This is a genomic window from Bradyrhizobium sp. Leo114 (assembly GCF_055229415.2).
This window is the reverse complement of the sequence record NZ_JBUYEN020000005.1, coordinates 281173-303275: the sequence shown is the minus strand read 5'-3', so window position 1 is coordinate 303275 and position 22103 is coordinate 281173. Positions and strand designations below refer to the sequence as shown.

Annotated in this window: 20 protein-coding genes and 1 pseudogene; 11 read left to right on the top strand and 10 right to left on the bottom strand. The window is 63.4% G+C overall.

From position 1 onward, the window contains the following. Together ACZIRK_RS08990 and ACZIRK_RS08985 are read left to right on the top strand one after the other, a co-directional pair. Positions 1-122 (top strand): annotated as a pseudogene (locus ACZIRK_RS08990) (ISAs1 family transposase); the annotation flags it as partial. A 196-nt stretch (positions 123-318) separates the two neighbouring features. Then, positions 319-1920: an ABC transporter permease gene (locus ACZIRK_RS08985; RefSeq protein ID WP_463327160.1), complete on the top strand. Its 1602-nt coding sequence runs from the start codon at positions 319-321 to the stop codon at positions 1918-1920. 979 nt (positions 1921-2899) lie between these two features. On the opposite strand, the gene ACZIRK_RS08980 is transcribed toward ACZIRK_RS08985, so the two are convergent. Continuing rightward, entirely contained in the window at positions 2900-3550 is a 651-nt protein-coding gene (locus ACZIRK_RS08980; RefSeq protein WP_130227435.1) for a CoA transferase subunit B, read from the bottom strand. Between the two features lie 18 nt (positions 3551-3568). Beyond that, positions 3569-4276 carry a CoA transferase subunit A gene (locus ACZIRK_RS08975; protein WP_028167022.1) on the bottom strand — a complete coding sequence of 236 codons (708 nt, stop codon included), beginning with the start codon at positions 4274-4276 and terminating at the stop codon, positions 3569-3571. 243 nt (positions 4277-4519) lie between these two features. On the opposite strand from ACZIRK_RS08975, the gene ACZIRK_RS08970 reads away from it, so the two are divergent. The 4 genes from ACZIRK_RS08970 to ACZIRK_RS08955 all read left to right on the top strand — a co-directional run bounded on the left by ACZIRK_RS08970 (position 4520) and on the right by ACZIRK_RS08955 (position 9770). Continuing rightward, entirely contained in the window at positions 4520-6469 is a 1950-nt protein-coding gene (locus ACZIRK_RS08970) for an AsmA family protein (RefSeq protein WP_130227434.1), read from the top strand. 123 nt (positions 6470-6592) lie between these two features. Then, entirely contained in the window at positions 6593-7981 is a 1389-nt protein-coding gene (locus ACZIRK_RS08965; RefSeq protein WP_130227433.1) for an ABC transporter substrate-binding protein, read from the top strand. Between the two features lie 71 nt (positions 7982-8052). After that, entirely contained in the window at positions 8053-8922 is an 870-nt protein-coding gene (locus ACZIRK_RS08960; RefSeq protein WP_130227432.1) for a carbohydrate ABC transporter permease, read from the top strand. Further along, positions 8919-9770 (top strand): carbohydrate ABC transporter permease, encoded by an 852-nt coding sequence (locus ACZIRK_RS08955; RefSeq protein ID WP_130227431.1) that lies wholly within the window; start codon positions 8919-8921, stop codon positions 9768-9770. Before ACZIRK_RS08960 ends, ACZIRK_RS08955 begins: the two co-directional genes overlap by 4 nt. 4 nt (positions 9771-9774) lie before the next feature. Here ACZIRK_RS08955 and ACZIRK_RS08950 read toward each other — a convergent pair whose 3' ends face one another. From ACZIRK_RS08950 to ACZIRK_RS08940, 3 genes are read right to left on the bottom strand one after another with little or no spacing between them, the layout of a single operon-like run. After that, positions 9775-10590, bottom strand: coding sequence for an ABC transporter permease (locus ACZIRK_RS08950; RefSeq protein ID WP_463327159.1), 816 nt, complete (start codon positions 10588-10590; stop codon positions 9775-9777). Beyond that, complete coding sequence (locus ACZIRK_RS08945) at positions 10590-11504, bottom strand: ABC transporter permease (protein ID WP_130227430.1); 915 nt, start codon at positions 11502-11504, stop codon at positions 10590-10592. The genes ACZIRK_RS08950 and ACZIRK_RS08945 overlap by 1 nt, the downstream gene beginning before the upstream one ends. Further along, positions 11501-12673 (bottom strand): ABC transporter ATP-binding protein, encoded by a 1173-nt coding sequence (locus ACZIRK_RS08940; protein ID WP_463327158.1) that lies wholly within the window; start codon positions 12671-12673, stop codon positions 11501-11503. Before ACZIRK_RS08940 ends, ACZIRK_RS08945 begins: the two co-directional genes overlap by 4 nt. 134 nt (positions 12674-12807) lie before the next feature. Between ACZIRK_RS08940 and ACZIRK_RS08935 the strand changes: the two genes are divergently transcribed. Next, complete coding sequence (locus ACZIRK_RS08935; protein WP_165435328.1) at positions 12808-14133, top strand: tetratricopeptide repeat protein; 1326 nt, start codon at positions 12808-12810, stop codon at positions 14131-14133. 14 nt (positions 14134-14147) lie between these two features. Here the strand turns inward: ACZIRK_RS08935 and ACZIRK_RS08930 are convergent, their stop codons facing one another. From ACZIRK_RS08930 to ACZIRK_RS08920, 3 genes are all read right to left on the bottom strand, one after another. Then, entirely contained in the window at positions 14148-15137 is a 990-nt protein-coding gene (locus ACZIRK_RS08930; RefSeq protein ID WP_130227429.1) for a Bug family tripartite tricarboxylate transporter substrate binding protein, read from the bottom strand. A gap of 257 nt (positions 15138-15394) precedes the next feature. Next, positions 15395-15604 carry a hypothetical protein gene (locus ACZIRK_RS08925; RefSeq protein WP_130227428.1) on the bottom strand — a complete coding sequence of 70 codons (210 nt, stop codon included), beginning with the start codon at positions 15602-15604 and terminating at the stop codon, positions 15395-15397. Between the two features lie 183 nt (positions 15605-15787). After that, positions 15788-18478 carry a sensor domain-containing protein gene (locus ACZIRK_RS08920; RefSeq protein ID WP_463327157.1) on the bottom strand — a complete coding sequence of 897 codons (2691 nt, stop codon included), beginning with the start codon at positions 18476-18478 and terminating at the stop codon, positions 15788-15790. A gap of 248 nt (positions 18479-18726) precedes the next feature. Here ACZIRK_RS08920 and ACZIRK_RS08915 point away from each other — a divergent pair, with 248 nt between their 5' ends. Beyond that, entirely contained in the window at positions 18727-19824 is a 1098-nt protein-coding gene (locus ACZIRK_RS08915; protein ID WP_130227426.1) for an NAD(P)/FAD-dependent oxidoreductase, read from the top strand. An 87-nt stretch (positions 19825-19911) separates the two neighbouring features. On the opposite strand, the gene ACZIRK_RS08910 is transcribed toward ACZIRK_RS08915, so the two are convergent. Continuing rightward, the gene (locus ACZIRK_RS08910; RefSeq protein WP_028167009.1) at positions 19912-20097 is read right to left on the bottom strand and encodes a YdcH family protein; all 186 of its coding nucleotides are present in this window, start codon (positions 20095-20097) and stop codon (positions 19912-19914) included. A 243-nt stretch (positions 20098-20340) separates the two neighbouring features. Here ACZIRK_RS08910 and ACZIRK_RS08905 point away from each other — a divergent pair, with 243 nt between their 5' ends. The 3 genes from ACZIRK_RS08905 (at position 20341) to ACZIRK_RS08895 (ending at position 21356) form a co-directional block, all read left to right on the top strand. Next, the gene (locus tag ACZIRK_RS08905) at positions 20341-20547 is read left to right on the top strand and encodes a YdcH family protein (RefSeq protein WP_028167008.1); all 207 of its coding nucleotides are present in this window, start codon (positions 20341-20343) and stop codon (positions 20545-20547) included. Between the two features lie 352 nt (positions 20548-20899). Further along, on the top strand, positions 20900-21091 hold the full coding sequence (locus tag ACZIRK_RS08900; protein ID WP_028167007.1) for a hypothetical protein: 192 nt from the start codon (positions 20900-20902) through the stop codon (positions 21089-21091). Positions 21092-21107: 16 nt separating this feature from the next. Continuing rightward, on the top strand, positions 21108-21356 hold the full coding sequence (locus tag ACZIRK_RS08895; protein ID WP_028167006.1) for a hypothetical protein: 249 nt from the start codon (positions 21108-21110) through the stop codon (positions 21354-21356). 12 nt (positions 21357-21368) lie between these two features. On the opposite strand, the gene ACZIRK_RS08890 is transcribed toward ACZIRK_RS08895, so the two are convergent. Next, a complete protein-coding gene (locus tag ACZIRK_RS08890) occupies positions 21369-22103 on the bottom strand; it encodes a GGDEF domain-containing protein (RefSeq protein ID WP_165435327.1) in 735 nt (244 codons plus the stop codon).

The following is a 22103-nucleotide window of genomic DNA, read 5'->3' as shown; positions in this document are numbered from 1 at the left end:
TGCGCAGGCTCGCGCTCAACATCCTTCGGTCTTGTCCTGGTCCCACCTCCATACGTCGAAAAATCAAGCGCGCCGGCTGGGACGACAGCTTCCTCCTCACCTTGCTCGGCCATATGCGATAGCCCTGCGCCTGCGGGGGAGGGCCGGGGCGGTGGTGCTTCCGCGATTCACACTCCCCCAGTGGAGAGAGCCTCCACCCGCCGCGCTCTACGAGCACGGCGACCTCCCCCGCAAGCGGGAGAGGTGAAGGGAAGCAGCCGGTCCGGACAATCACCTCGACGACGCGTCTACGCCGGGCGAATCGCCGCGGCGATCGCGGTGGCGACTGCGGCGCTTGTCGCCGCGCCCGTCATCTCGATCGTTTCGCTTTCCATGCAGCCGGCGCCGGAAGTGTGGCACGACCTGATCAACTACGTGCTGCCCGTGGCGATGATCGACACCGCGCTTCTGCTCGCCGGTGTCGGTGCGCTGACGCTTCTGCTCGGTGCCGGCACGGCGTGGCTGATCTCGCGCTATGATTTCCGCGGCCGCCGCACGCTGCTGTGGTTGATGCCGCTGCCGCTGGCGGTCCCGACCTATCTCGCGGCCTATGTCTACGCCGATTTGTTCGAGCCGCTCGGCCTTGTCCATCGCACGCTCGCGATCTGGCTGCCGCTCCGTGACGCCGTGGGCTGGCTGCCCAATCTGCGATCCCTGCCCGGTGCGATTGTCGTGATCGGACTGGTGCTCTACCCCTACGTCTATCTGTCGGCGCGGGCGATGTTCCAGTTTCAGACGGCAGAATTCGCGGAGGTCGCGAAGACGCTCGGCGCCGGCAAATGGACCGTGTTCTGGCGCGTCTCGCTGCCGATGGCGCGGCCGGCGCTTGCGGTCGGCGTGGCGCTTGTGTCGCTGGAGACGTTGAACGATATCGGCGCCAGCGAATATCTCGGCATCCGCACGCTGACGGTTTCGATCTTCACGACCTGGCTCAACCGCGGCAGCCTCGCCGGTGCTTCGCAGCTCGCCTGCCTGATGCTCGCCATCGTCGCCGGGCTCGTCCTCATGGAGCGCTACGGCCGCCGCAATACCAATGCCGAACTCGCCGCCGAAAGCCCGCGGGTCACGCCGCGAACACCGCTGGTCGGCGCTCGAGCGTGGTCGGTATTCGCAACATGCCTGCTGCCGGTGCTGATCGGCTTCGTCGTGCCGCTGCTCTATCTCGTGCATCAAAGCGCCAGGCGCGGGCTGCTCGCCAATTTCGATGCGTCGCTGTGGCGCCACGCGTTCCACTCGGTCGCGTTTGCAACCCTGGCCACGCTGCTGGCGCTGCTGCTCGGGTTCTCCACCATCATCGCCCATCGCTGGCGGCCAAGTCCGTTGCAGCATATCGCGATGAACATCTCGCAGGCCGGCTACGCGTTGCCCGGCCTCGTGATCGCGCTTGGCCTGCTCGCGCCGGTGCTGGCCGTCGACAACGCCCTGAACGCGCTCGCCGGGTGGACCGGAGGATCGCTGCCGGGATTGATCCTGATGGGCTCGGGCTCAGCCGTGGTGATGGCCTACGCGATCCGCTTCCTGGCGGTGCCGACCGGCTTGATCAAAGCCGGCTTCGAGCAAATCCCACGCGATTATGACGAGAGCGCGCGCGCCGTCGGCGCCGGTCAGGCCACGATTCTGCACCGGATCCACCTGCCGCTGTTGAAGCCCGCCCTGTTCGGCGCCGCCATCATCGTGTTCGTCGATTGCCTGAAGGAGTTGCCAGCAACGCTTCTGCTGCGCCCGCTGAATGTCGAGACGCTGTCGACCTCGATCTACCAGTACGCCAGCCGCGGCAGCTTCGAGGAAGGCGCACTCGCAGCGCTCCTGATCATCGCCGCCAGCATCGGGCCGGTGGCGTGGCTGACACGCTTCTCCGACGTGCCCAACGGCCCGGCGTAGTCGCGCGGCGCACTCCGCTCTCGCCGTCATTCCGGGGCGCGCGTAGCGCGAGCTACGATGTGCAATTGCACATCAGAGAATCCATCGGGCCGCATGCGCAGGCGGAGAAATGGATTCCGGGCTCGTCCTTCGGAAGCCCCGGAATGACGGCGGAGAAAAATTCGCGAGCAATTTCAAACTGATTTGCCCCGTCCACCCCTCACGCAAAAAACATTCCGCTTCCGTCGTCGGGCAAATCAGTGATTTAACTCCGCGCGTCTCACCCAGATGAGGGGCGGCTCGCGATCGTCACGAACGTTGCGGTGAGATGCGGTGGACGTGAAGCGTGTGACTGACGAGCACACACATCACGGACGGCGAAGTCGTGTGGTCCTGGCGCCCCGACGCTGGCGCTAAGCTTCTTACGAAGTGACGGTGGCAAGAAAGCCCGGTCACCGGGGAGAGCGCGAAGGAAACCGTAACACCATCGCGCAGGGAAAGCCGGAATGCTTCGGTTGAACCTGTGGTCCTACCCCCGTGCTTTTTGTTGCACGGGACCCACGGGTGCAACCTGCACCCGGCTTTCCCTGCGCCCTCTGTTTTCGAGGAGGGTGAAACGAGAGCAAAGCACGGGCGTGACACGCCGTGAGAATGCGAACTCACATCCCCACTGCTGTTTGAAAATTGAATCGGAATGCCAGCCCCGTCATTGCGAGCGCAGCGAAGCAATCCATCGCGCCACTTGCGGAGGCATGGATTGCTTCGCTGCGCTCGCAATGACGACAATAGTGGAGAGAGCGTGCGATACGACGCTTTCTCCGTGCCCGTTGATGCGCCCTCTCCCCTTGTGGGAGAGGGCTACTCCGGCGTCGGCAATGAAACTCATTTGGGTGAGGGGTCTCTCTCCACGAGCACCGTCGCCCGCGGGGACAACCCCTCATCCGTCGCACATTTCATGCGCGCCACCTTCTCCCACAAGGGGAGAAGGGAAGAACCATCATCACGTGTTCTTCAGCGCCACCCGAAACTCGGCTTCGGTCTTGGCCTTCACCTCATCCAGCGTGACGCCGTCGGCGAGTTCGACCAGCGCCATGCCGTCCTTGCCATGCTTGTCGATGGTGAAGACGGCCAGATCAGTGACGACCATGTCGACCACGCGTTCGCCGGTCAGCGGCAGCGAGCATTGCTTGAGCAGCTTCGGGCCGTCCTTGGCGGAATGCTCCATCACCACTACGACGCGCTTGACGCCGGCGACGAGGTCCATGGCGCCGCCCATGCCCTTCACCATCTTGCCGGGGATCATCCAGTTGGCGAGATCGCCGTTCTGGGCCACCTGCATCGCGCCGAGGATCGAAAGGTCGATATGACCGCCGCGCACCATGCCGAAGGAATCGGCGCTGGAGAAATAGCTGGTCGACGGCAATTCGCTCACCGTCTGCTTGCCGGCGTTGATGAGGTCGGCATCCTCCTCGCCCTCGTAGGGGAACGGGCCCATGCCGAGCATGCCGTTCTCGCTCTGCAGGCTGACGTCGATGCCTTCGGGGATGTAGTTCGAAACCAGCGTCGGGATACCGATACCGAGGTTGACGTAATAGCCGTCGCGCAGCTCTTTCGCGGCGCGCGCCGCCATCTGTTCACGGGTCCAGGCCATGGGACTCTCCTGCTAAATTTAGGCTGCGGGGCGCGGGCGGGTATTGCGGAACTCGATCCGCTTCTTACCGGTGCCGACCTCGACGATGCGCTTTACGAAAATGCCTGGGGTGTGGATGTGATCGGGATCGATCTCGCCGGCCGGAACCAGATGCTCGACCTCGGCCACGGTGATCTTCGCGGCCGTCGCCATCATCGGGTTAAAGTTGCGCGCGGTCTTGCGATAGACCAGGTTCCCGGCGGTGTCGCCCTTCCAGGCGTGGATGATGGCGAGGTCGGCGAACAGGCCACGCTCCATGATGTACTTCTCGCCGTCGAATTCCTTCACTTCCTTGCCCTCGGCAATCAGCGTGCCGACACCGGTCTTGGTGTAAAAGGCCGGGATTCCGGCGCCGCCGGCGCGGATGCGCTCGGCCAGCGTGCCCTGCGGATTGAATTCGAGCTCGAGCTCGCCGGCGAGATATTGCTGCGCGAACAGCTTATTCTCGCCGACATAGGAGGAAATCATCTTCTTGATCTGGCGTGTCTCCAGCAGCCGGCTCAGCCCGATACCGTCGACGCCGGCATTGTTGGAGACCACCGTCAGGTTCTTGACCCCGGAGTCCCGGATCGCATCGGAGAGTGTTTCGGCGATGCCGCAGAGGCCGAAGCCGCCCGACATGATCATCATGCCGTCCTTAAGGATGCCGTCGAGTGCCGATTTGGCGTCGGGATAGACCTTGTTCATGAAAGAGGACCTGATCGAGAAAAGGCGCGGCGGCCGGAATTGGTTGGGATTATTAGGCGAAATCTTCGCAATGCGTCAATGACGCCCCGTTTCGCCATCTCACCTGCCTACAACCTCGACGACGGCCTTGAAAGCGTCAAGAAAACCCTTCAAGTTGCGTGGCTTGGCAGGGGCGCCAGGTGCGCTGCCCGGTTTTATTCGAAGATCCGATCACCTCAACCCGACCTGGATATGTCACTGACGATGGCCCAAGGAATGAAGCGCCTGGGGATGCCGATTGCGGCGTTTTTCGGCCTCGCGCTGCTTGGCCTGATCGGGACATCCTGGTTTCTGAACCGGGACGCCCTGCAGCAGGCGGTGGAGGCGCAAATCCGCGCCGTCACCGGGCTCGACCTCGTCGTCAACGGCCATATCGATGTCTCGGTGTTCCCCGGCAGCTATGTCTCGTTCCATGACGTCGGGCTGAGGGGCGGCGGGACCATCGACCCTGCGCTGCGGGTCGACGTGCTCACCGCCAATCTGCGCCTGCTGCCGCTATTGCTGCGGCGGTTCGAGATCGCCGACGTCATGATGCTGCGACCGCATATCCACGTCATCAGGGACGGCAAGGGCGACAGCAACTGGACGCCGTTCATCGACACCATCGCGCGCGCGATGAAACCCGGCGCCGAGAACCAGATGTCGTTCTCAGAGATCCGCATCCAGGACGGCATCCTCAATTATGAGGATGAGAGCAACCATGTCAGGGAGCAACTCGGCGACATCGACCTGTCGCTGGCCTGGCCGTCGATCTCGCGTTCTTTTGCCGCAACCGGACAGTTCGACTGGCGCGGCGAGCGCGTCGACGGCTCGATCAGCGCCAGCGACTTCATCGCGCTGTTGTCAGGCGAGCGCTCGGGGCTGAAGGCGCGCCTTGCCAGCGCGCCGCTCAAGCTCGCCTTCGACGGCACGGTCGCCAACCGGACCAGCCTGATGATGGAGGGCACCGCGACCATCGACAGCGTGTCCTTGCGCAACGCGCTGCGCTGGATGGGACAGGCCCCGCCTGGCAGCGGCGGGTTCGGCCGCTTCACGCTAAAGGCGCGCGCCAATCTCGTCGGCGGCTCGGTGGCGCTCACCAATGTCAATGTCGAGCTCGACGGCAACGTCGCCGAGGGGGTGATGACCTTCGCCAACAATGGCCGACAGACGCTGCAGGCGACACTCGCCGCCGGCAACCTCGATTTCACGCCCTATATCTCGACCTTCCGCCTATTGGCGAGCGGCCAGCGTGACTGGAACCGGCAATTGTTCGATTTGAACGCGCTCACCGCGACCGACCTCGACATGCGGCTGTCGGCGGCGCGGGTGACGGTCGGCTCGACCAGGCTCGGGCGCACGGCGCTCGGCGCCAATTTGCGCGGCGGCACGCTCGCGCTCTCGGTTGCGGAAGCGCAGATGTATGGCGGCATCGCCAAGGGCTCGCTCGGGATCGCGCGGTCGGATGCCATCGCCGATGTAAAGGCGCAGCTCGAGTTCATCGATGTCGACCTGCAGGCCTGCGCCAGCGAATTGTTCGGCGTCAGCAAGCTCACCGGCCGCGGCAACCTCAACGTCGCGCTGACGGCGTCCGGCTCCAGTCCGTTCGGGCTCGCGCAATCGCTCGATGGTACCGCGACGCTGAGCGGGCATGATGGCGCGATCGCGGGCTTCAATGTCGAACAGCTTCTGAAGCGGCTGGAGCGGCGACCGCTGTCCGGCGGCGGCAATTTCCGCTCGGGCTCGACGCCTTACGACAATCTGACGATCGGCGTGCGATTCAATGATGGCGTCGCCACCGCCGAAGACATCCGCCTCGAAGGACCTGCGGCCAAGATCACGCTGACCGGCACCGCCTCGGTGCCGTCGAGGGAATATGATCTGAAGGGCGTCGCCAGCCTGAATTCGGCGCCGAGCGGCAGCAACGGTTTTGACCTGCCGTTCGTGGTGCAGGGTCCGTGGGACGATCCTTTGGTCTTCCCGGATCCGGAAAGCCTGATCCGCCGCTCGCCGGCGTCGTCGCAGTTGCTCGATGCGGTGAAGGACCGCAAGACCCGCGACACCGTGCGCTCGGTGATCGAGCGCTTCACCGGCGGCCCGCGGCAGCAGCCCTCTGATGCCGCAGCATCCCCGACGCGAGCGCCGACGGCGGCCGAGAACGCCAAGCCGAATTGAACCTTTCGACTTTCGTCGTGGTTCAAAGGCGAACCGCGCGCGCCATCTGGATCAGGCCGCGGCCATGCGCTAGTCTTTTATCCAACCGGTTAAAAAAACCGGCATCAAGACAGGGAGAACAACGTGAAATCCAAGTTGGGTATTGCTGTGCTTTCTTTCGCGGTCGCCGCCATCGGGCTGATCCACGCGACCGCGCCGGCACTGGCGCAGGAGAAGAAGATCACGGTCTGGTGGGGCAAGGGCTTCTACAAATCCGAGGATGACGCGCTCCTCGAGGCGATCAAGAAGTTCGAAGCCAAGACCGGCATCAAGGTCGAGCTGTCGCAATACGCGATCCAGGACATGATCCCGAAGACGGTCGCCGCGCTCGATTCCGGCACCGTGCCCGACGTCGCCTATTCCGATACGTATGACGTGCAGGCCGGCGGCAAATGGGCGTTCGAAGGCAAGCTCGAGGACCTCTCCGACATCCTGCTGCCGATGAAATCGGCCTTCGCCCCGAACACGCTGGAGACTGCCTATCTCTACAACGACCAGACCAAGAAGAAGGGCTATTACGGCTTCCCGCTGAAACAGCAGAGCATGCATGTGCAGATCTGGGGCGACATGCTGCAGCAGGCCGGCTTCAAGCCGAGCGATATTCCGACCAAGTGGGCGGATTACTGGTCGTTCTGGTGCGACAAGGTGCAGCCGGCGATCCGTAAGGCGACCGGCAACCGCATCTACGGCGTCGGCCAGCCGATGGGTGTGGAATCGACCGACTCGTTCCAGTCGTTCTACACCTTCATGGACGCCTACGACGTCAAGCTGGTCGATGACGACGGCAAACTCCTGGTCGATGATCCCAAGGTGCGCGACGGGCTGATCCATGCGCTGAAGGATTACACCGACACCTACATCAAGGGCTGCACGCCGCCCTCCTCCACGACCTGGAAGGACCCGGACAACAACGTCGCCTTCCACAACAAGACCATCGTGATGACCCACAACTTCACGATCTCGATCGCGGCGAAATGGTTCGAGGATTCCAACAACCAGGCGCTGACGCCCGAGCAGCGCGCCGCCGGCAAGAAGGCCTATGAGGAAACCATCATCACAGCCTCCTTCCCCAACAAGCCGGACGGCAACCCGATCAAGTACCGCTCCGACGTTAAGACCGGCGTGATCTTCACCGCGGCCAAGAACAAGGCCGAGGGCAAGGAGTTCGTCAAATTCCTGCTGCAGGAGGAGAACCTCGGGCCTTATGTCGAGGGTGCGCTCGGCCGCTGGTTCCCGGTCACGGTCGCCGGCCAGAAGAGCCCGTTCTGGCAGGCCGACCGGCATCGCAAGGCGGTCTACACCCAGTTCACCGGCGGCACCACGCCGTTCGACTTCACCAAGAACTACAAGTTCACGATCCTGAACAACGAGAACGTCTGGGCCAAGGCCATGAACCGCGTCGTCAGCGAGAAGGTGCCGGTGGACAAGGCCGTCGACGAACTGATCGCCCGCATCAAGCAGGTCGCGGGCTGACGTCAACAAGGCCGGTCGCGGTCGACGCGGCCGGCCTCCCTGTCACGGCGATGTAGGACGTGATGTAACACATGGCGATCACGCTTTCCGATCATGCGATCCCGAGCCCGCCGCTGTCGGCGCGGCTGTCGACGCCGCAAGTCTGGGGCATCGTGCTGCTGGCGCCCTATCTGCTCGTGTTCCTGGCCTTCGTGCTCTATCCCGTCGGTTACGGGCTATGGCTCGCGCGCCATCCGCAAAGCTATGTCGAGCTCTATCACGACCCGATCTTCGCGCGCGCCGCCGTCAACACGCTGATCTTCCTCGTCATCGGCATCAACGTCAAAATGCTGATCGCGCTGTTCCTGTCGGGCTTCTTCGTCCAGCAGCGCCACTGGATCAGGTGGCTGTCGGTGCTGTTCATCCTGCCCTGGGCGGTGCCGTCGATCCCGACCATCCTGTCGGTGCGCTTCATGCTCAATCCGGAATGGGGCGTGGTCAATCACATCATCTTCAGCCTGACCGGCGATGACGGCCCGAACTGGCTCAACGATCCGGCGGTGGCGCTGACCATGGCGATCGGCGTCCACATCTGGAAGTCGCTGCCGTTCTGGACGCTGATCCTGATGACCGGGCGGCTCGCCATCTCCAACGACCTGTTCGAGGCCGCTGCCGTCGACGGCGCGAGCTTCTGGCAGAAATTCCGCTACATCACCTGGCCGTCGATGCGGACGCTCTACGTCACCTGCACGCTGCTCTCGATGATCTGGACGCTCGGCGACTTCAACAGCGTCTACCTCCTGACCGGCGGCGGGCCGGCCGACCTCACCCATGTGCTGTCGACGCTCGGCATCCGCTATCTCCGGCTCGACCAGCTCAATCTGGCGATGGCCTCGATCGTCTGCGCGCTGCCGCTGGTGCTGCCGCTTGTCTATTTCATGATGAAACGGTTGTCGCGATGAAGCTGCCCACCCTGCGCGAGATCGGCACCGAGGCCAAGCTGCTCCTGATCGGCATCCCCGTCCTGATCTGGACGCTGGTGCCGATCTATCACATGTTCCTGTTTGCGATCTCGCCAAAGGAGGACGCGTTCTCCGGCAAGCTCTGGCCCGATCATCCGACGCTGCACAATTTCGAGATCGTGTTCCGCCAGCAGCACTACTTCCTGCGCGATTTCTGGATGCAGTTCGGCAATTCAACCCTGATCGCGCTGGCGACCGGCGCGCTGACGCTGTTCATCGCAACATCAGCGGCGTTCTCGATCTCGCGATTGCGTACGCCCGGCGGCCGCGCGGTGATGAACCTGGCGCTGTTCACCTATTTCATCCCGGCCGCATTCCTGGCCGTGCCGATGTACCGCACCATGGGCAATTACGGATTGCTCAACACTCACTGGTCGCTGATCCTGGCGATGGTGACCATCGCCTCGCCCTACGCGATCTGGGTGTTGAAGCAAGCATCCGACAAACTGCCGGTCGAGCTCGACGAAGCCGCGACCATGGACGGCGCGACCACGCTGCAATTGTTCCGGCTGGTCTACGTGCCGCTGATGATGCCCTCACTGGTCGCGGTCGGCACGTACGCCATCCTGCTGGCCTGGAACGAATATCTCTATGCGTTCCTGCTGCTATCGAAGGACACCGACATCACGCTCCCCGTTGCGCTCGGCAATTTCCTCGCCGCCGACGATTCGCCGTGGGAGCTGTTGATGACGACCGGCTTCATCTACGCGCTGCCACCGGCGGCGATCTACTATGCCTTCAAGCGCTACATGGTCGGCGGCCTCACCGCGGGCGCGGTGAAGTCGTGACCGCTCACAGCGGCGCGGCGCTCTCGCCCTGGGAGCTCGACAATTTCGAAGCGAACGAGGCGATCACGATCAGGACGGCGATCAATGCGATCACCAGCGTGCAGATCGCGTTGATCTCCGGCTTCACCCCGAGCCGCACCTCCGAATAAATCCGGATCGGCAGCGTCGCCGAGCCGGGACCGGTGGTGAAGCTTGCGATCACGACGTCGTCGAGCGACAGCGTGAAGGCGAGCATCCAACCCGCGACGATGGCGGGAACGATCAGCGGCAGCGTCACCATCAGGAACGCCTTCACCGGATTGCAGCCGAGGTCCATCGCGGCCTCCTCCAGGCTGCGGTCGAGCGAAGCAAGGCGCGACTGCACCACCACGGTGACGAAGCACATGGTGAGCGTAGTGTGGGCGATAGTCACCGTCCAGAAGCCGCGCTCGGCGTTCAGCGCCACAAACAGGAGTAGCAGTGACAGTCCCGAGATCACCTCCGGCATCACCAGCGGCGAATAGAGCATGCCGGAGAACAGCGCGCGGCCGGCAAAGCGCTCGCCGCGCGCCAGGCCTATGGCCGCGAGGGTGCCGAGCAGCGTCGCCAATGTGGCGGACACGGCGGCGACGCGCAGGCTCATCCAGGCGGCTTCCAGCATGGCGCGGTCATTGAAGAACTCGATGTACCAGCGCGGCGACCAGCCGCCCCACACATTCACCAGCCGCGACGCGTTGAACGAAAAGATCACGAGGATCACGATCGGCAAATAAAGGAACGCGAGCCCGAGCGCGAGCGCGGTCATGTTGAAGCGCGAAAGCCGGTTCACGGTACGTGCCATCAGCGTCGGCCCTCGACCTGCCGACGCTGCAGCCGGTCATAGAGCACGAGCGGCGGCACCAAGAGAAGCAACAGCGCGATCGCGACGGCCGAGGCCACCGGCCAGTCCTTATTGGTGAAGAATTCGAGCCAGAGCGTCTGGCCGATCATCAGCGAATTGGAGCCGGCCAGAAGATCGGGGATCACGAACTCGCCGACAATCGGTATGAAGCAGAGCAATACCCCTGCCCCGACGCCCGGCAATGACAGCGGAAACGTCACAAGCCAGAAGGCCTTCCGCGGCGAGGCGCCCAGATCTTCGGCGGCCTCCAGCAGCGTGCGGTCCATCTTCGCGAGCGTGGCGTAGAGCGGCAGGATCATGAACGGCAGATAGGAATAGACGATGCCGATATACATCGCGGTGTCGGTCGACAGCCAGACAACAGGCCCGGGCACCAGATGCAATGCGAGCAAGATCCGGTTGAGCAAGCCGTCATGCTGCAGGATGTTGATCCAGGCATAGATGCGGATCAGGAACGAGGTCCAGAACGGCACGATGACAAGGGTCATCGCGATGCCCTGCCAGCGCTGCGGCAGCCGCGCCATGCCGTAGGCGATGGGATAACCGATCACGAGCAGAATCAGCGTCGATGTCGCGGCGACGACGAGGCTGCGCAGATAGGACAGGATGTAGAGATTGTCCGAGAGCAGCAGCCGGAAATTTTCCAGCGACAACTGCTCGAACGCGGCCTTGAACGCCACCCATCCCTCGCCGAGGTCGAACACCGGCGTATAAGGCGGCTGCGCAATCGCGGTCTGCGACAGGCTGATCTTCAGCACAAAGCCGAACGGCACCAGGAAAAACAGCGCCATCCAGAGATAGGGCGCGATGGCGGCATAGCGCGCCGGACGGGCAAAGATACGGCGCGTGCTCATTGCTCGAGCACCACCCCATCGTCGGGCGTGAACCAGACAGCCACGCGCTCGCTCGAACCATAGCCATCCGCGTCAAGCCGCGCGGTATTGGCCATCACCGAGCGGACCACCGCACCATTGTCGAGCCTGATCCTGTAAGCGGTGAGGCCGCCGAGGTAATTGATCTCCGCGACCTCGCCCTCGAAGCGATTGATTGCTTGCAACGCGTCGGCACCCGACGCCAGTCCACGCCGCGATAATTTGATCTTCTCGGGCCTGATCGCGACGGTCACGATCTCTTTCATCACCGATTGGCGCGGTTCGGCCACCGTGATGATCCCTGCTTCACGCGTCGTGACCTTCAGCCTGCCCTGCTCGCGCGAGATGACCTGCCCCTCGAACAGATTGACGTCGCCGACGAACTCGGCGACCCAGCGCGAGGCCGGCGCCTCATAGAGGTCGCGCGGGGTTGCGACCTGCGCCAGGCGGCCGGCGTCCATCACACCGATCCGGCTCGCCATCGTCATCGCCTCTTCCTGGTCGTGGGTGACGATGATGAAGGTCATGCCAAGGCGGCGCTGCAATTCCATCAATTCTGCCTGCGTGCTCTCGCGCAGTTTTTTGTCGAGCGCGGCCAAGGGCTCATCGAGCAGCAGCATCTGCGGCCGGCGTGCCAGCGAGCGCGCCAAGGCCACGCGCTGCCGCTGGCCGCCGGAAAGCTGGTCGGGCTTGCGTTTCTCCATCCCCTCGAGCTTGACGAGCGCCACCATCTCGGCGACGCGGGCGGCGATCTCGCCGCGCGCCATGCCGGCGCGCCGCAGGCCGAATGCGATGTTGTCACGCACCGAGAGATGCGGAAACAGCGCATAGTTCTGGAACATCATATTGACGGGCCGCTCATGCGGCATCACCTGCGCGATGTCGCGACCAGCAAGCAGGATGCGTCCCTCGTCCGGTGTCTCGAATCCCGCCAGCATGCGCAACAGCGTGGTTTTGCCGCACCCGCTCGGGCCAAGCAGGGCGAAGAATTCACCGGCGCGGATATCGAGTGAGAGCTCGTTGACCGCGGTGAAGTTGCCGAACCTTTTCGTCACGCCCTCGATGCGCAGCAGCGGCATGTCGGTCGCCCTCCGCGGCGCAGTTTTTTCCGTGGTCGAATTATTTGCGGTCTTCGCCAGTTCCTCAGCCATGATTCCCTTTAGCCCGAACGTGACCGCAAGCTAGCGGCGGATCGCCACTGGCTCAACCGCCTCACGCGGCGTCTTCCGCAATATTGTTGTCACAGGCGCCTCTGCTAGATTTCGCCTGCACGTCAGGAGGACGAATGATGAACCGGGACCGCTACGACCTGCCGCTGACGACCGCTTCCGATCGCGCCGCGGCGCTCTACCGTGATGGCATCGACTGTATCCTTGCGGCCTGGCATGGCGCGGATGCGGCCTTTGAGGCGGCCATCGCCGAGGATCCCGATTTTGCGCTTGCCCATGTGGCGCGTGCCCGCGTCCATCAGATCAACATGGAAGGCGCGGCGGCCCGCGACAAGGCGGCAAAAGCCCGGCAATTGGCCGCCGCCGCGAGTCGGCGCGAGCAGCAGCATGTCGAGATCGTAGCCTCGGTGGTTGAAAGCCAGACCAGGCACGCATTGCAAGTGGCCGAACAGCACCTGACGGAATTTCCGCGCGACGCGCTGATCCTGTCGCTGCTGCTCGGCGCCTTCGGCCTCTACGCTTTCTCGGGACGGCCCGACCATGACGCGGCACGGCTTTCGATCTGCGAGCGCTATGCTGCCGACTATGGCGAAGACTGGTGGTTCCTCACCTATCTCGGCTGGTCGCGAACCGAGGCGGGCGACGTCATCACCGGCCGCGATACCACCGAGCGCGCCTATTGGATGAAGCCGGCAAATGCCAGCGCGGCCCACGCTCTGTCGCATGCCCTGTTCGAGCAGGGTGATCCCAAGGAAGGCCGCACCTTCGTGTCCGGCTGGTTGCCGGCACACGACCGTGTGAGCTTCTTGCAGGGACATCTTGCCTGGCACCTGGCACTGATCGCGCTCGAGGACGGTGACACTGACGGCGCGCTCGACATCTACGAGCGGCATATCAGACCGCAGGGGCGGCCCTATCCGCCGCTGAACATTCTGACCGATACCACCTCATTGCTGTGGCGGGTCTCGCTGGCGGGAAGGACCGGGCTTGACTCGCATTGGCAGGAAGTCGCCGCCTACGGCGAGAAATTCTTCCCGAAAGCCGGGGCGCATTTTGCCGATGTCCATCACGCATTGGCTGCCGCGGCGAGCAACGGCGGCGCTCTGGAGCCGCGGCTTGCCGAAATGGAGGCGCGGCACGCCGAGGGCAAGCTGGCGCCCGGCGCTTCCGCGATCGGTCTTTGCCGCGGTATCCAGGCATTTGCCTCGGGCGACAACGAGGGCGCCGTGCGCATCCTCGAGCCGTTGATGCCGGAACTGGTGCGGATCGGCGGCAGTCACGCCCAGCGCGAGCTTTGGGAGGACACATTCATCGTCGCCTGTCTTCGCGCGGGGCGCGGCGAGAAAGCGACAAAGCTGATCGCCGACCGCCTGCACCGGCGGCCATCCCGCCGCGACGAAGCTTGGTCGCAGCAGGCGGATCGAAGCAGGGCGCTCAGCTAGTATCTCCAGATTGTCTAGGATGGTTCCAAGCCGAGCGCTTGCGCGCTCTCCATCCAGACCGGCAATTCCCTCTGATACAAAGCGTTGCTTTCCCTAAAGCCGAGCGCCGGGTCGAGCACGAAGGTGCTGAGAACTTCCTTCACTTTCGCATCGTTATTGGCTGCCACGCAGAGTTCCGCCAACCGGTCGACGATCGGCTGCGGCGTCGCCTTCGGCAACGCCCAGCCCGTGAAGCCGCTCACGGTGAAGAATTTCGCTGTCGCGCCTTGCTCAGGTAAAGTCTTGATGTTCGGGATCGCGTCGACCTTCTTCGAATGCACCGCGAACACAACGCCGCGATTGCTCTGCAGGACGGTTTGCGCAGCCGTGTAGCTGCCCATCGCGACATCGAGCGTGCCTTCCGCCAGCCCCGTCCACATTGGCGCTTCGCCACGGTAATGGATCGGTTCGATGTTGAGACCATACTGTTTGTTGAGCTCATTGATCGTCATGTGCGGGGCCGAGCCCGCACTATAGGTGCCGAAGTTCACCTTGCCGCTCTTGCGCGCGAAAGCGACGAATTCGTCCAACGTCTTGACGCCGGCCTTCGGGCTCGCGACCAGCAGCAGCCCTGCCCCCGGGATGATGCTGACGAGCGTCAGGTCCTTGTCCATGTCGTAGCCGGGGTTCTTCATCATGGCTCTGTTCATCACATAGGTGGTTGAGATGGAGCACAGGATCGTATGGCCATCTGGCTCCGCGCGCGCGACTTCCGCGGCGCCTATCGAGCCCGAGGCCCCCGCTCTGTTCTCTATGACGACAGTCTTTCCCACCTGCCTGGAGATGAATTCGCCGAAGGCGCGCGCGAGCAGGTCGGTCTGGCCGCCGGCCGGATAGCTGCAGATCATACGGATTTGCCGCGACGGCCACGCTTCCTGCGCCGCGGCCCTGCGCAAGAGGAACGGCATCGCTGCCGCTGTCGTACCCGCAGCAATGAATTGACGGCGATCAAGTTTCGCTGACATGGCTCCCTCCCTGAATTTTTCATCAGGGTATCGCATCGTCCGACCTCGGCCAGGGGCGAAAGACGGGACAGATTGGCGCAGAGGCACGTCAGAAGCGAACGTTTACGAACGTCCGCTTTGGTCTCTTTTGAATGTCGGCGTCAGCGTGCGGGCGTCTCTTCGTTCCACCACGCGGCACTGCGTGAGCTTGAACTTTGCCAAGGCGCTTTGGGCCGTCCGTTCGCTCGCACACACCGGATGGGATCGGAAGTCGATGCTCAGGGGCTTTTCCTGCTGACGATTCCGTCGGCTTCGAGGGCCTGAGCGATCTGCTCGAGGATTGCCTCCGTCGAATTCTCGCCCGACGCCAGAGTCTTACTTGCCAAACTGAGCTGCGCTGGCGCAGGCTGCTGGCCCAAGGACGCGTTCGCCTTTGGCACCAATTCGCCGAGTTCCTGCTCGACGCGGCTCCAATCCCGTTGATCCACGGCATCCTCCGCACTGATCAATTGCAAGACTACAGCGGGAGGTCTCGGGCGAAAAAGTAAAAGAAGCGCGATGGTTAAGACTGGCTAAGCGGCCGCGACGAGAGCACGCCCATGCCGGAAGGTCATAGCGCTCCCACGTGAAGGAGATACAGGCGCGGGTGAAGAAAACCCGTCCAGCAAGACTTACCCGGTCTTGCGGACCAGTTCCACGACATTACCGCCGTTGCCCACCAGCGCCGCGTACTGGCCGACCGGCGCCGGCTTGCCGATCAGATAACCCTGCACCGCGTCGCATCCCTCCTTTGCCAGGAAGCCGAGCTGCTCCTCGGTTTCCACGCCCTCAGCGACGATCGACATCTGCAGGCCGTGACCGAGATCGATGACAGCGCGGACGATCGCCGCCGATTGGGGGTTGCGGCCGAGATTCATGACGAAGGCGCGGTCTATCTTGATCTTGTCGAAGGGAAACGCCTGCAGGTAGCTCAGCGAGGAATAGCCGCTGCCGAAATCGTCCATCGAGATGCGCACGCCGAGCGCCTTCAGCCGCCTGAGCAGCGCCAGGCCGCGATCGAAATCCTCGATCAGCACGCCCTCGGTGATTTCGAGCTCGAGCCTGTCGGGCCGCAAGCCCGTTTCGAGCAGGATCGAATGCACGAGGCTGACAAGGTCGCCGTGCATGAACTGCGCCGGAGAAAGATTGACCGCGATCTGCAGCGGCTGCTTCCAGGAGGCGGCCTCGCGGCAGGCCTCGCGCAGGATCCATTCGCCCATCTCGACGATCAGGCCGCCTTCTTCCGCCAGCGGAATGAAATCCGCGGGCGAAACGAAGCCGCGCACTGGATGCTGCCAGCGCGCCAGGGCCTCGAAACCGATCACCCTGCTCTCGTCCACCGTTGCGCCGGCCGCGGCCAGCGGCTGGTAGTAGAGCGATAATTCGCCGTTCCGGATCGCGGCGGAGAGATCCTGATGCAGCACGCGCCGGTCGCGGATCTGCTGGTCCATTTCCGGCTCGTAGATCGAGATCGTGCCCCGCGACTTCGCCTTCGCGCGGAACAGCGCCGCGCCGGCATTGGCGAGCAGCGAGGCGGCATCCGAGCCATTGTGCGGGAATACCGAAATGCCCGCAGTGACGCCGGTGCGGACCGATTTGCCATCGATCAAGAATTCCTGGGCGAGCGCCTCCGCCACCTGCTCGGCAAGAACGATGCCGGCGGCCGGCTGCTTGCCGTCGATGATCAGGCCGAACTCATCGCCCGAGAGGCGCGCCACCACGCCGCCGCGCGCCGAGGTCTGCAGGCGCCGGGCCACCTCGATCAGCAATTTGTCGCCGATCGCATGGCCAAACACGTCGTTGATCTCTTTCAGGCCGTCGAGGTCGACGCAAAGCACGGCGAATTCCTCGTCGGTGCCGCCACAGGCCTCGATCATCTGCGCCAGCGCCTGCAGGAAAGCGGCGCGGTTCGGCAAATCGGTCAAACCGTCGTGATAGGCCATATGGGCCATGCGGGATTCGGTCTGGCGTCGATCCGTGACGTCCTCATGCGTCTTGATCAGGTATTGCGGCTCGCCATGCTCGTCGAGCACGGTCATGCGGCGGGTCAGGAATAGCCGCAAGCCGTCCTTGGTCGAGATCGGATGCTCCTCGGTGAGCAGGCCGCGTTTCTTGATCGCAGCCTCGTCGCGCGCGATGATCAGCTTGGCCTCGCGCGGATTGAAGATGTCCGTCGCCGTCAGGCCGGTGGCATCCTCGCGCCGGCGGTTCAGGATCGTCTCAGCCGAGCGGTTGGCGAGCAAATATCGGCCGTCGCTGACGCGCTCGACGATCAGCGAGACCGGAATGTTGTCGACCACGAGTTCGAGGAACTTCTTGGCGTTCTCCAATTCCCGCGACAGCGAACGGCGGTCGGTGACATCATCGAACAGCGCGATCAGGAATTCCGGCTCGCCCTTCTCGTTGCGCGCGATCACGCGGTTGGAAGCGAGGATGCGCCGCTCCGGGCCACGTTCGACCCAGAACTCGTTGCGGAAGGAGCCTTCTGGAGCTTGAAGCGCCGCCTTGTCGGCGGCCGCGATGCTCGCGGCGCTCTCGGGACTAAAGATCTCGTCGGCGCGCTTGCCGACGATGCGATCGCGCGAGAAGCGCGAGAACCGCTCGAAGGCACGGTTGGCGAAGATGTAGCGGCCGTCCTCGATGTTCTTCGCGGCCACGCAGACCGGCACGTTGTCGAGCACCGATTCCAGGAACTGGGTGGTGGATGCGAGCTTGCGCGACAGTTGCCGCTGGTCGGTGCAGTCCTCATGCGTCGCGATCGATCCGCCATTGGGCAGCCCGAAATGTCGGACCACGACCGATTTGCCGTTGGGCAATTCCGTCACCATCCCCTCGGGGCTGGCGGCCCGGACATAGAACTCCGCAGGTGTGGCATCCATCAAACCGCGTTTGTGCCGCATTGCCAGCAGTTCGGGCCCGGTCATGTTGCGCGGTATGTCAGAGCGCGACAGGCCATAGATTTCGAGATAGCGGTCGTTGCAGAACACGATCCGCTTTTGCGCATCGGTCATCACCACGCCCTGGTTCAGATGGTTGAGGGCGGAGCTGACGAAGGCATTGCGCCGGAGTTGTATGCGCTGCACCCTTCGCAGCGCCGAAAGCACCGAGAGCGTGATCGCGCCCACGAAGGAGGCGACGACGATGCCGCCGATCAAAAGCTCCCAGACCAGGTTCGGCCCGAGCGAACCGATATCGCTCGATGGGACCAGACCGGCTGACGCTGCGAGAGCCAATGCAGCCGACGCAATGGCCACGACAAGGCAGACGACGGCCGGCGCCGGAATCAGATTCCTCCCGCTTCCCTGCGCTTTCTTGCCAGCCATTCCGTCACCTTGCGGATTTCCGCATTACAGTCTCTGGCCTTGGCATTTTGGATCGGGTAAACGCCGCGCGATGCAACCGGAAAATGTGACTTAATTTAGGGCAATTGCCCTGACATGATTAATGCCGCACTAATGCCGGTGCGCCACGAAGCCTATTTCGAGGCAATCCGGGGCGTTGCTACCAAGGCGCGGATGGACAACAACACGCAGAACCCTATTCGCGCCGATTTCCGGGGCTTGAAGGATCCATGGACAGAGTTGATTGCGTCGTCATCGGAGCGGGTGTGATCGGGCTCGCCGTCGCACGCCGCCTCGCACAAGCAGGGCGCGAAGTGATCGTGCTGGAAGCCGCCGAGGGGATCGGCACCGTGACCTCCTCGCGTAACAGCGAGGTGATCCATGCCGGCATCTACTACCGTGCCGGCAGCCTGATGGCGCGGATGTGCGTCAGCGGCAAGCATGCGCTTTACCGTTATTGCAAGGAGCACGGCGTCCCCTATCGCAATTGCGGCAAGCTGATCGTCGCGACCACGCCGAAAGAGACCGAAAAGCTGCAATCGATCCGCGCCCATGCCGAGGCCAATGGCGTGCGCGACATGGAGCTGCTTTCGGGCGAATCCGCCCGCGCGATGGAGCCAGCGTTGAACTGCGACGCCGCACTGCTGTCGCCGTCCACCGGGATCATCGACAGCCACGCCTATATGCTGGCGCTCAGGGGCGATGCGGAGGCCGCCGGCGCCGCATTCGCCTTCCATACCCCGCTGCTCCGCGCCAAGGCGGCGGCCGGCCGGATCGAGATCGAGGCCGGTGGCGAAGCGCCGATGACGCTGGAATGCGACCTGCTCGTCAATGCCGCAGGCCTCGGGGCGCCGGCGGTCGCGCGCGGCATCGAGGGTATGCCGCTCGAATTGATCCCATGCGCCTATCTCGCCAAGGGAAACTATTTCAGTTGCAGCGCGCGGGCGCCGTTCTCGCGGCTGATCTACCCGGTGCCCGAGCCCGGCGGGCTCGGCGTGCACCTCACCCTGGACATGGCAGGGCAGGCCCGCTTCGGCCCGGATGTGGAATGGGTGGAGAGCATCGATTACGCCGTCGATCCGGCGCGCGCGGACCGCTTCTATCCGGCAATCCGCAAATATTGGCCCGGGCTGCCGGACGGGGCACTGATGCCAAGCTATTCCGGGATCCGACCGAAGATCGTTCCGCCGGCCGTGGCGACGCAGGATTTCCTGATCCAGGGGCCGCGCGATCACGGCGTCACTGGATTGATCAATCTGTTTGGTATCGAATCGCCCGGGTTGACGTCGTCGCTCGCGATCGCCGATTACGTCGGTGAGTTCGTGTGAGCAGTCGCAACATCGACCACGGATGAGCGCTTCGGCGCCCATCCGGCCTGAAGTGGTGTACGTTGCGATATGTTACCGGGGGACTGGCTAGTGGAATGTCTCGTCGACGGATTGTTTCAACCGTTCGATCTCGTCCTTGACCATCAACTTGCGGCGCTTGAGTTCGGTGATTTGCAGGTCGTCTGTAGAGAGGTGCAGGAGCGCTTCGTGTAGTTCGCTTTCGAGAATTTTGTGCTTGCGTTCCAGTTCAACCAGATGCGCCTGTATCGCCATTACGAAACCTCCTCGGCAGGTTGACCTCAATTTCGATCAGGACACCAAAGTGTACACCAGCCAGATTATCTGTCGACGGAGATTGCGAATCAGCGCTGCGACATTTTCGAATTTATCTGTAACAGAACGTGCGTATGGAACCGTCTTAACTTGCGCGGCGAGCGTGGAGGGAGGATATTTCGGCACGCAGATACCGAGCGATCCGGCCACAACTTCACCGTGCCTATTTTTTAGTACACAGCCATGACCGACGAAGATGAGCGCGAACTCCACGCAGAGCTTGCACGGCTGCAGCAGGAGCACCGCGATCTCGATGCAGCGATCGACGCGCTGCATCAGTCGCCGGCGCCGGATCTGCTGATGGTGCAGCGACTCAAGAAGCGCAAGCTGCACTTGCGCGATCGCATCGCCTTCATCGAGGATCAGATCACGCCCGACATCATCGCGTGACGCGCGCCGTCATTCCGGGGCGATACCAATGGGTCCGCGCGAAGCGCGGCCCGATGATAGGCTCCGCATCGAACCCGGAATCCATCGGGCCGCGCGTGCAAGTGGTAAAACGGATTCCGGGCTCGCGCTTTGCGTGCCTCGGAATGACGAGACGAGAGAATTTGCGCCTGGCTTTGCTGTCAGCGCATGTTGGCTAGCTGTCCCCGACATCCACAGGCAGACATCCACAGGCGCTTGGCGCGATCGGTCACAAGCCGCCGGCAAGGCGCTTCCGCCCTCTTGACTCCTCTAGAACAAAATAAGAACATTACCGCTGCCGCCAGCCAGAACCGGAAGGATCATCGCCATGCCCATGCCGTCAGTGTTCTCCGACAACAACCGCTACGAAGTGGCTTGCGACCAGGCGATCGCGATGTGCGACGGCAATCTGCGCAGCACCATCAAGGCGCTGATCATGGCCAACGAATTCCTCGAGACTGAGGTCGCGGAATTACAGGACGCGCTCGCGACCTGTTTCGCGCAGGCCAAGAACGACGCCGCGTAGGTAAAAGGAGCACGCCATGGCCGATATCACCTATTACGTTGCGCTGCCTTTCGTGCGGGACGACAGCGGTGAATTGGTCGCGGGCAATGCCGAGGAGTGTCAGAGCGCCGCGACCGCGTTGCGGCGCGCCGAGATGATGTCGCGGATGCCGGGCAGCATCGGCGCGGTCGCCTTCAGCCGCACCGGCGATCCCATGATCGGCGAATTCGGCGATGCGCACCTGCTGCGGAAATTCGGCAACCTGCCGGACGATCTCGGCCTGTGAAGCCGCTTGCCATCAACCCACCACTTCATGCCGCCGCTGCGCCTTGCGCACATACATCGCGCTATCAGCCTCTTCCAGCGCGCGGCTCGCCACGGAGTGCGGACCGAGGATCGCAACGCCGGCGGAGGCGCCCGCGCTGACGCTGCGGCCACCGAAATCGAAGGTAAGGCGATCGATCGATTGCTCCAGCGCCGCAGCCTTGGCCTTGGCGTCGGTCTCGGTCAGGTTCCACAGCAGCACCGCGAACTCGTCGCCGCCGAGCCGTCCGACCACGTCCGATGCACGCACCTGCTTCGTTACCGTCTTCACGATCGCCTTCAGCACCGCATCGCCGGCGGCATGGCCATAGGTGTCATTGATCGGCTTCAGGCGATCGACGTCGAGCATGACCAGCGCGCCGCTGGCGTGATAGCGCTTGATATAGGCGATCGAGCGGTTCAGCTCGCGCTCGAAGCCGCGCCGATTGAGGATGTCCAGCAGGAAGTCGGTCTCCGCGGATGCCTGCAGTTCCGCGATCTGCGCTTCCGCCGCGGCCAGTTCCGCCTTGAGGCGGCGAATTGTCGCCTTGGCCTCGGTCAATGCAGCCGATGGCACCTGGACAGGGGTGACTTTGGCGGGGGCGGCTTGGGCAGGCGCGGCTTGGGTGGTTGCGGCTTGGGCGCGGCGCGGCGCAACCTTGCGCGCAGCCGCGCTTTGTCTTTTCGCGGCCCCGGATGCGGCCGCCCTCTTCTTCTTTTTCATAAGCAT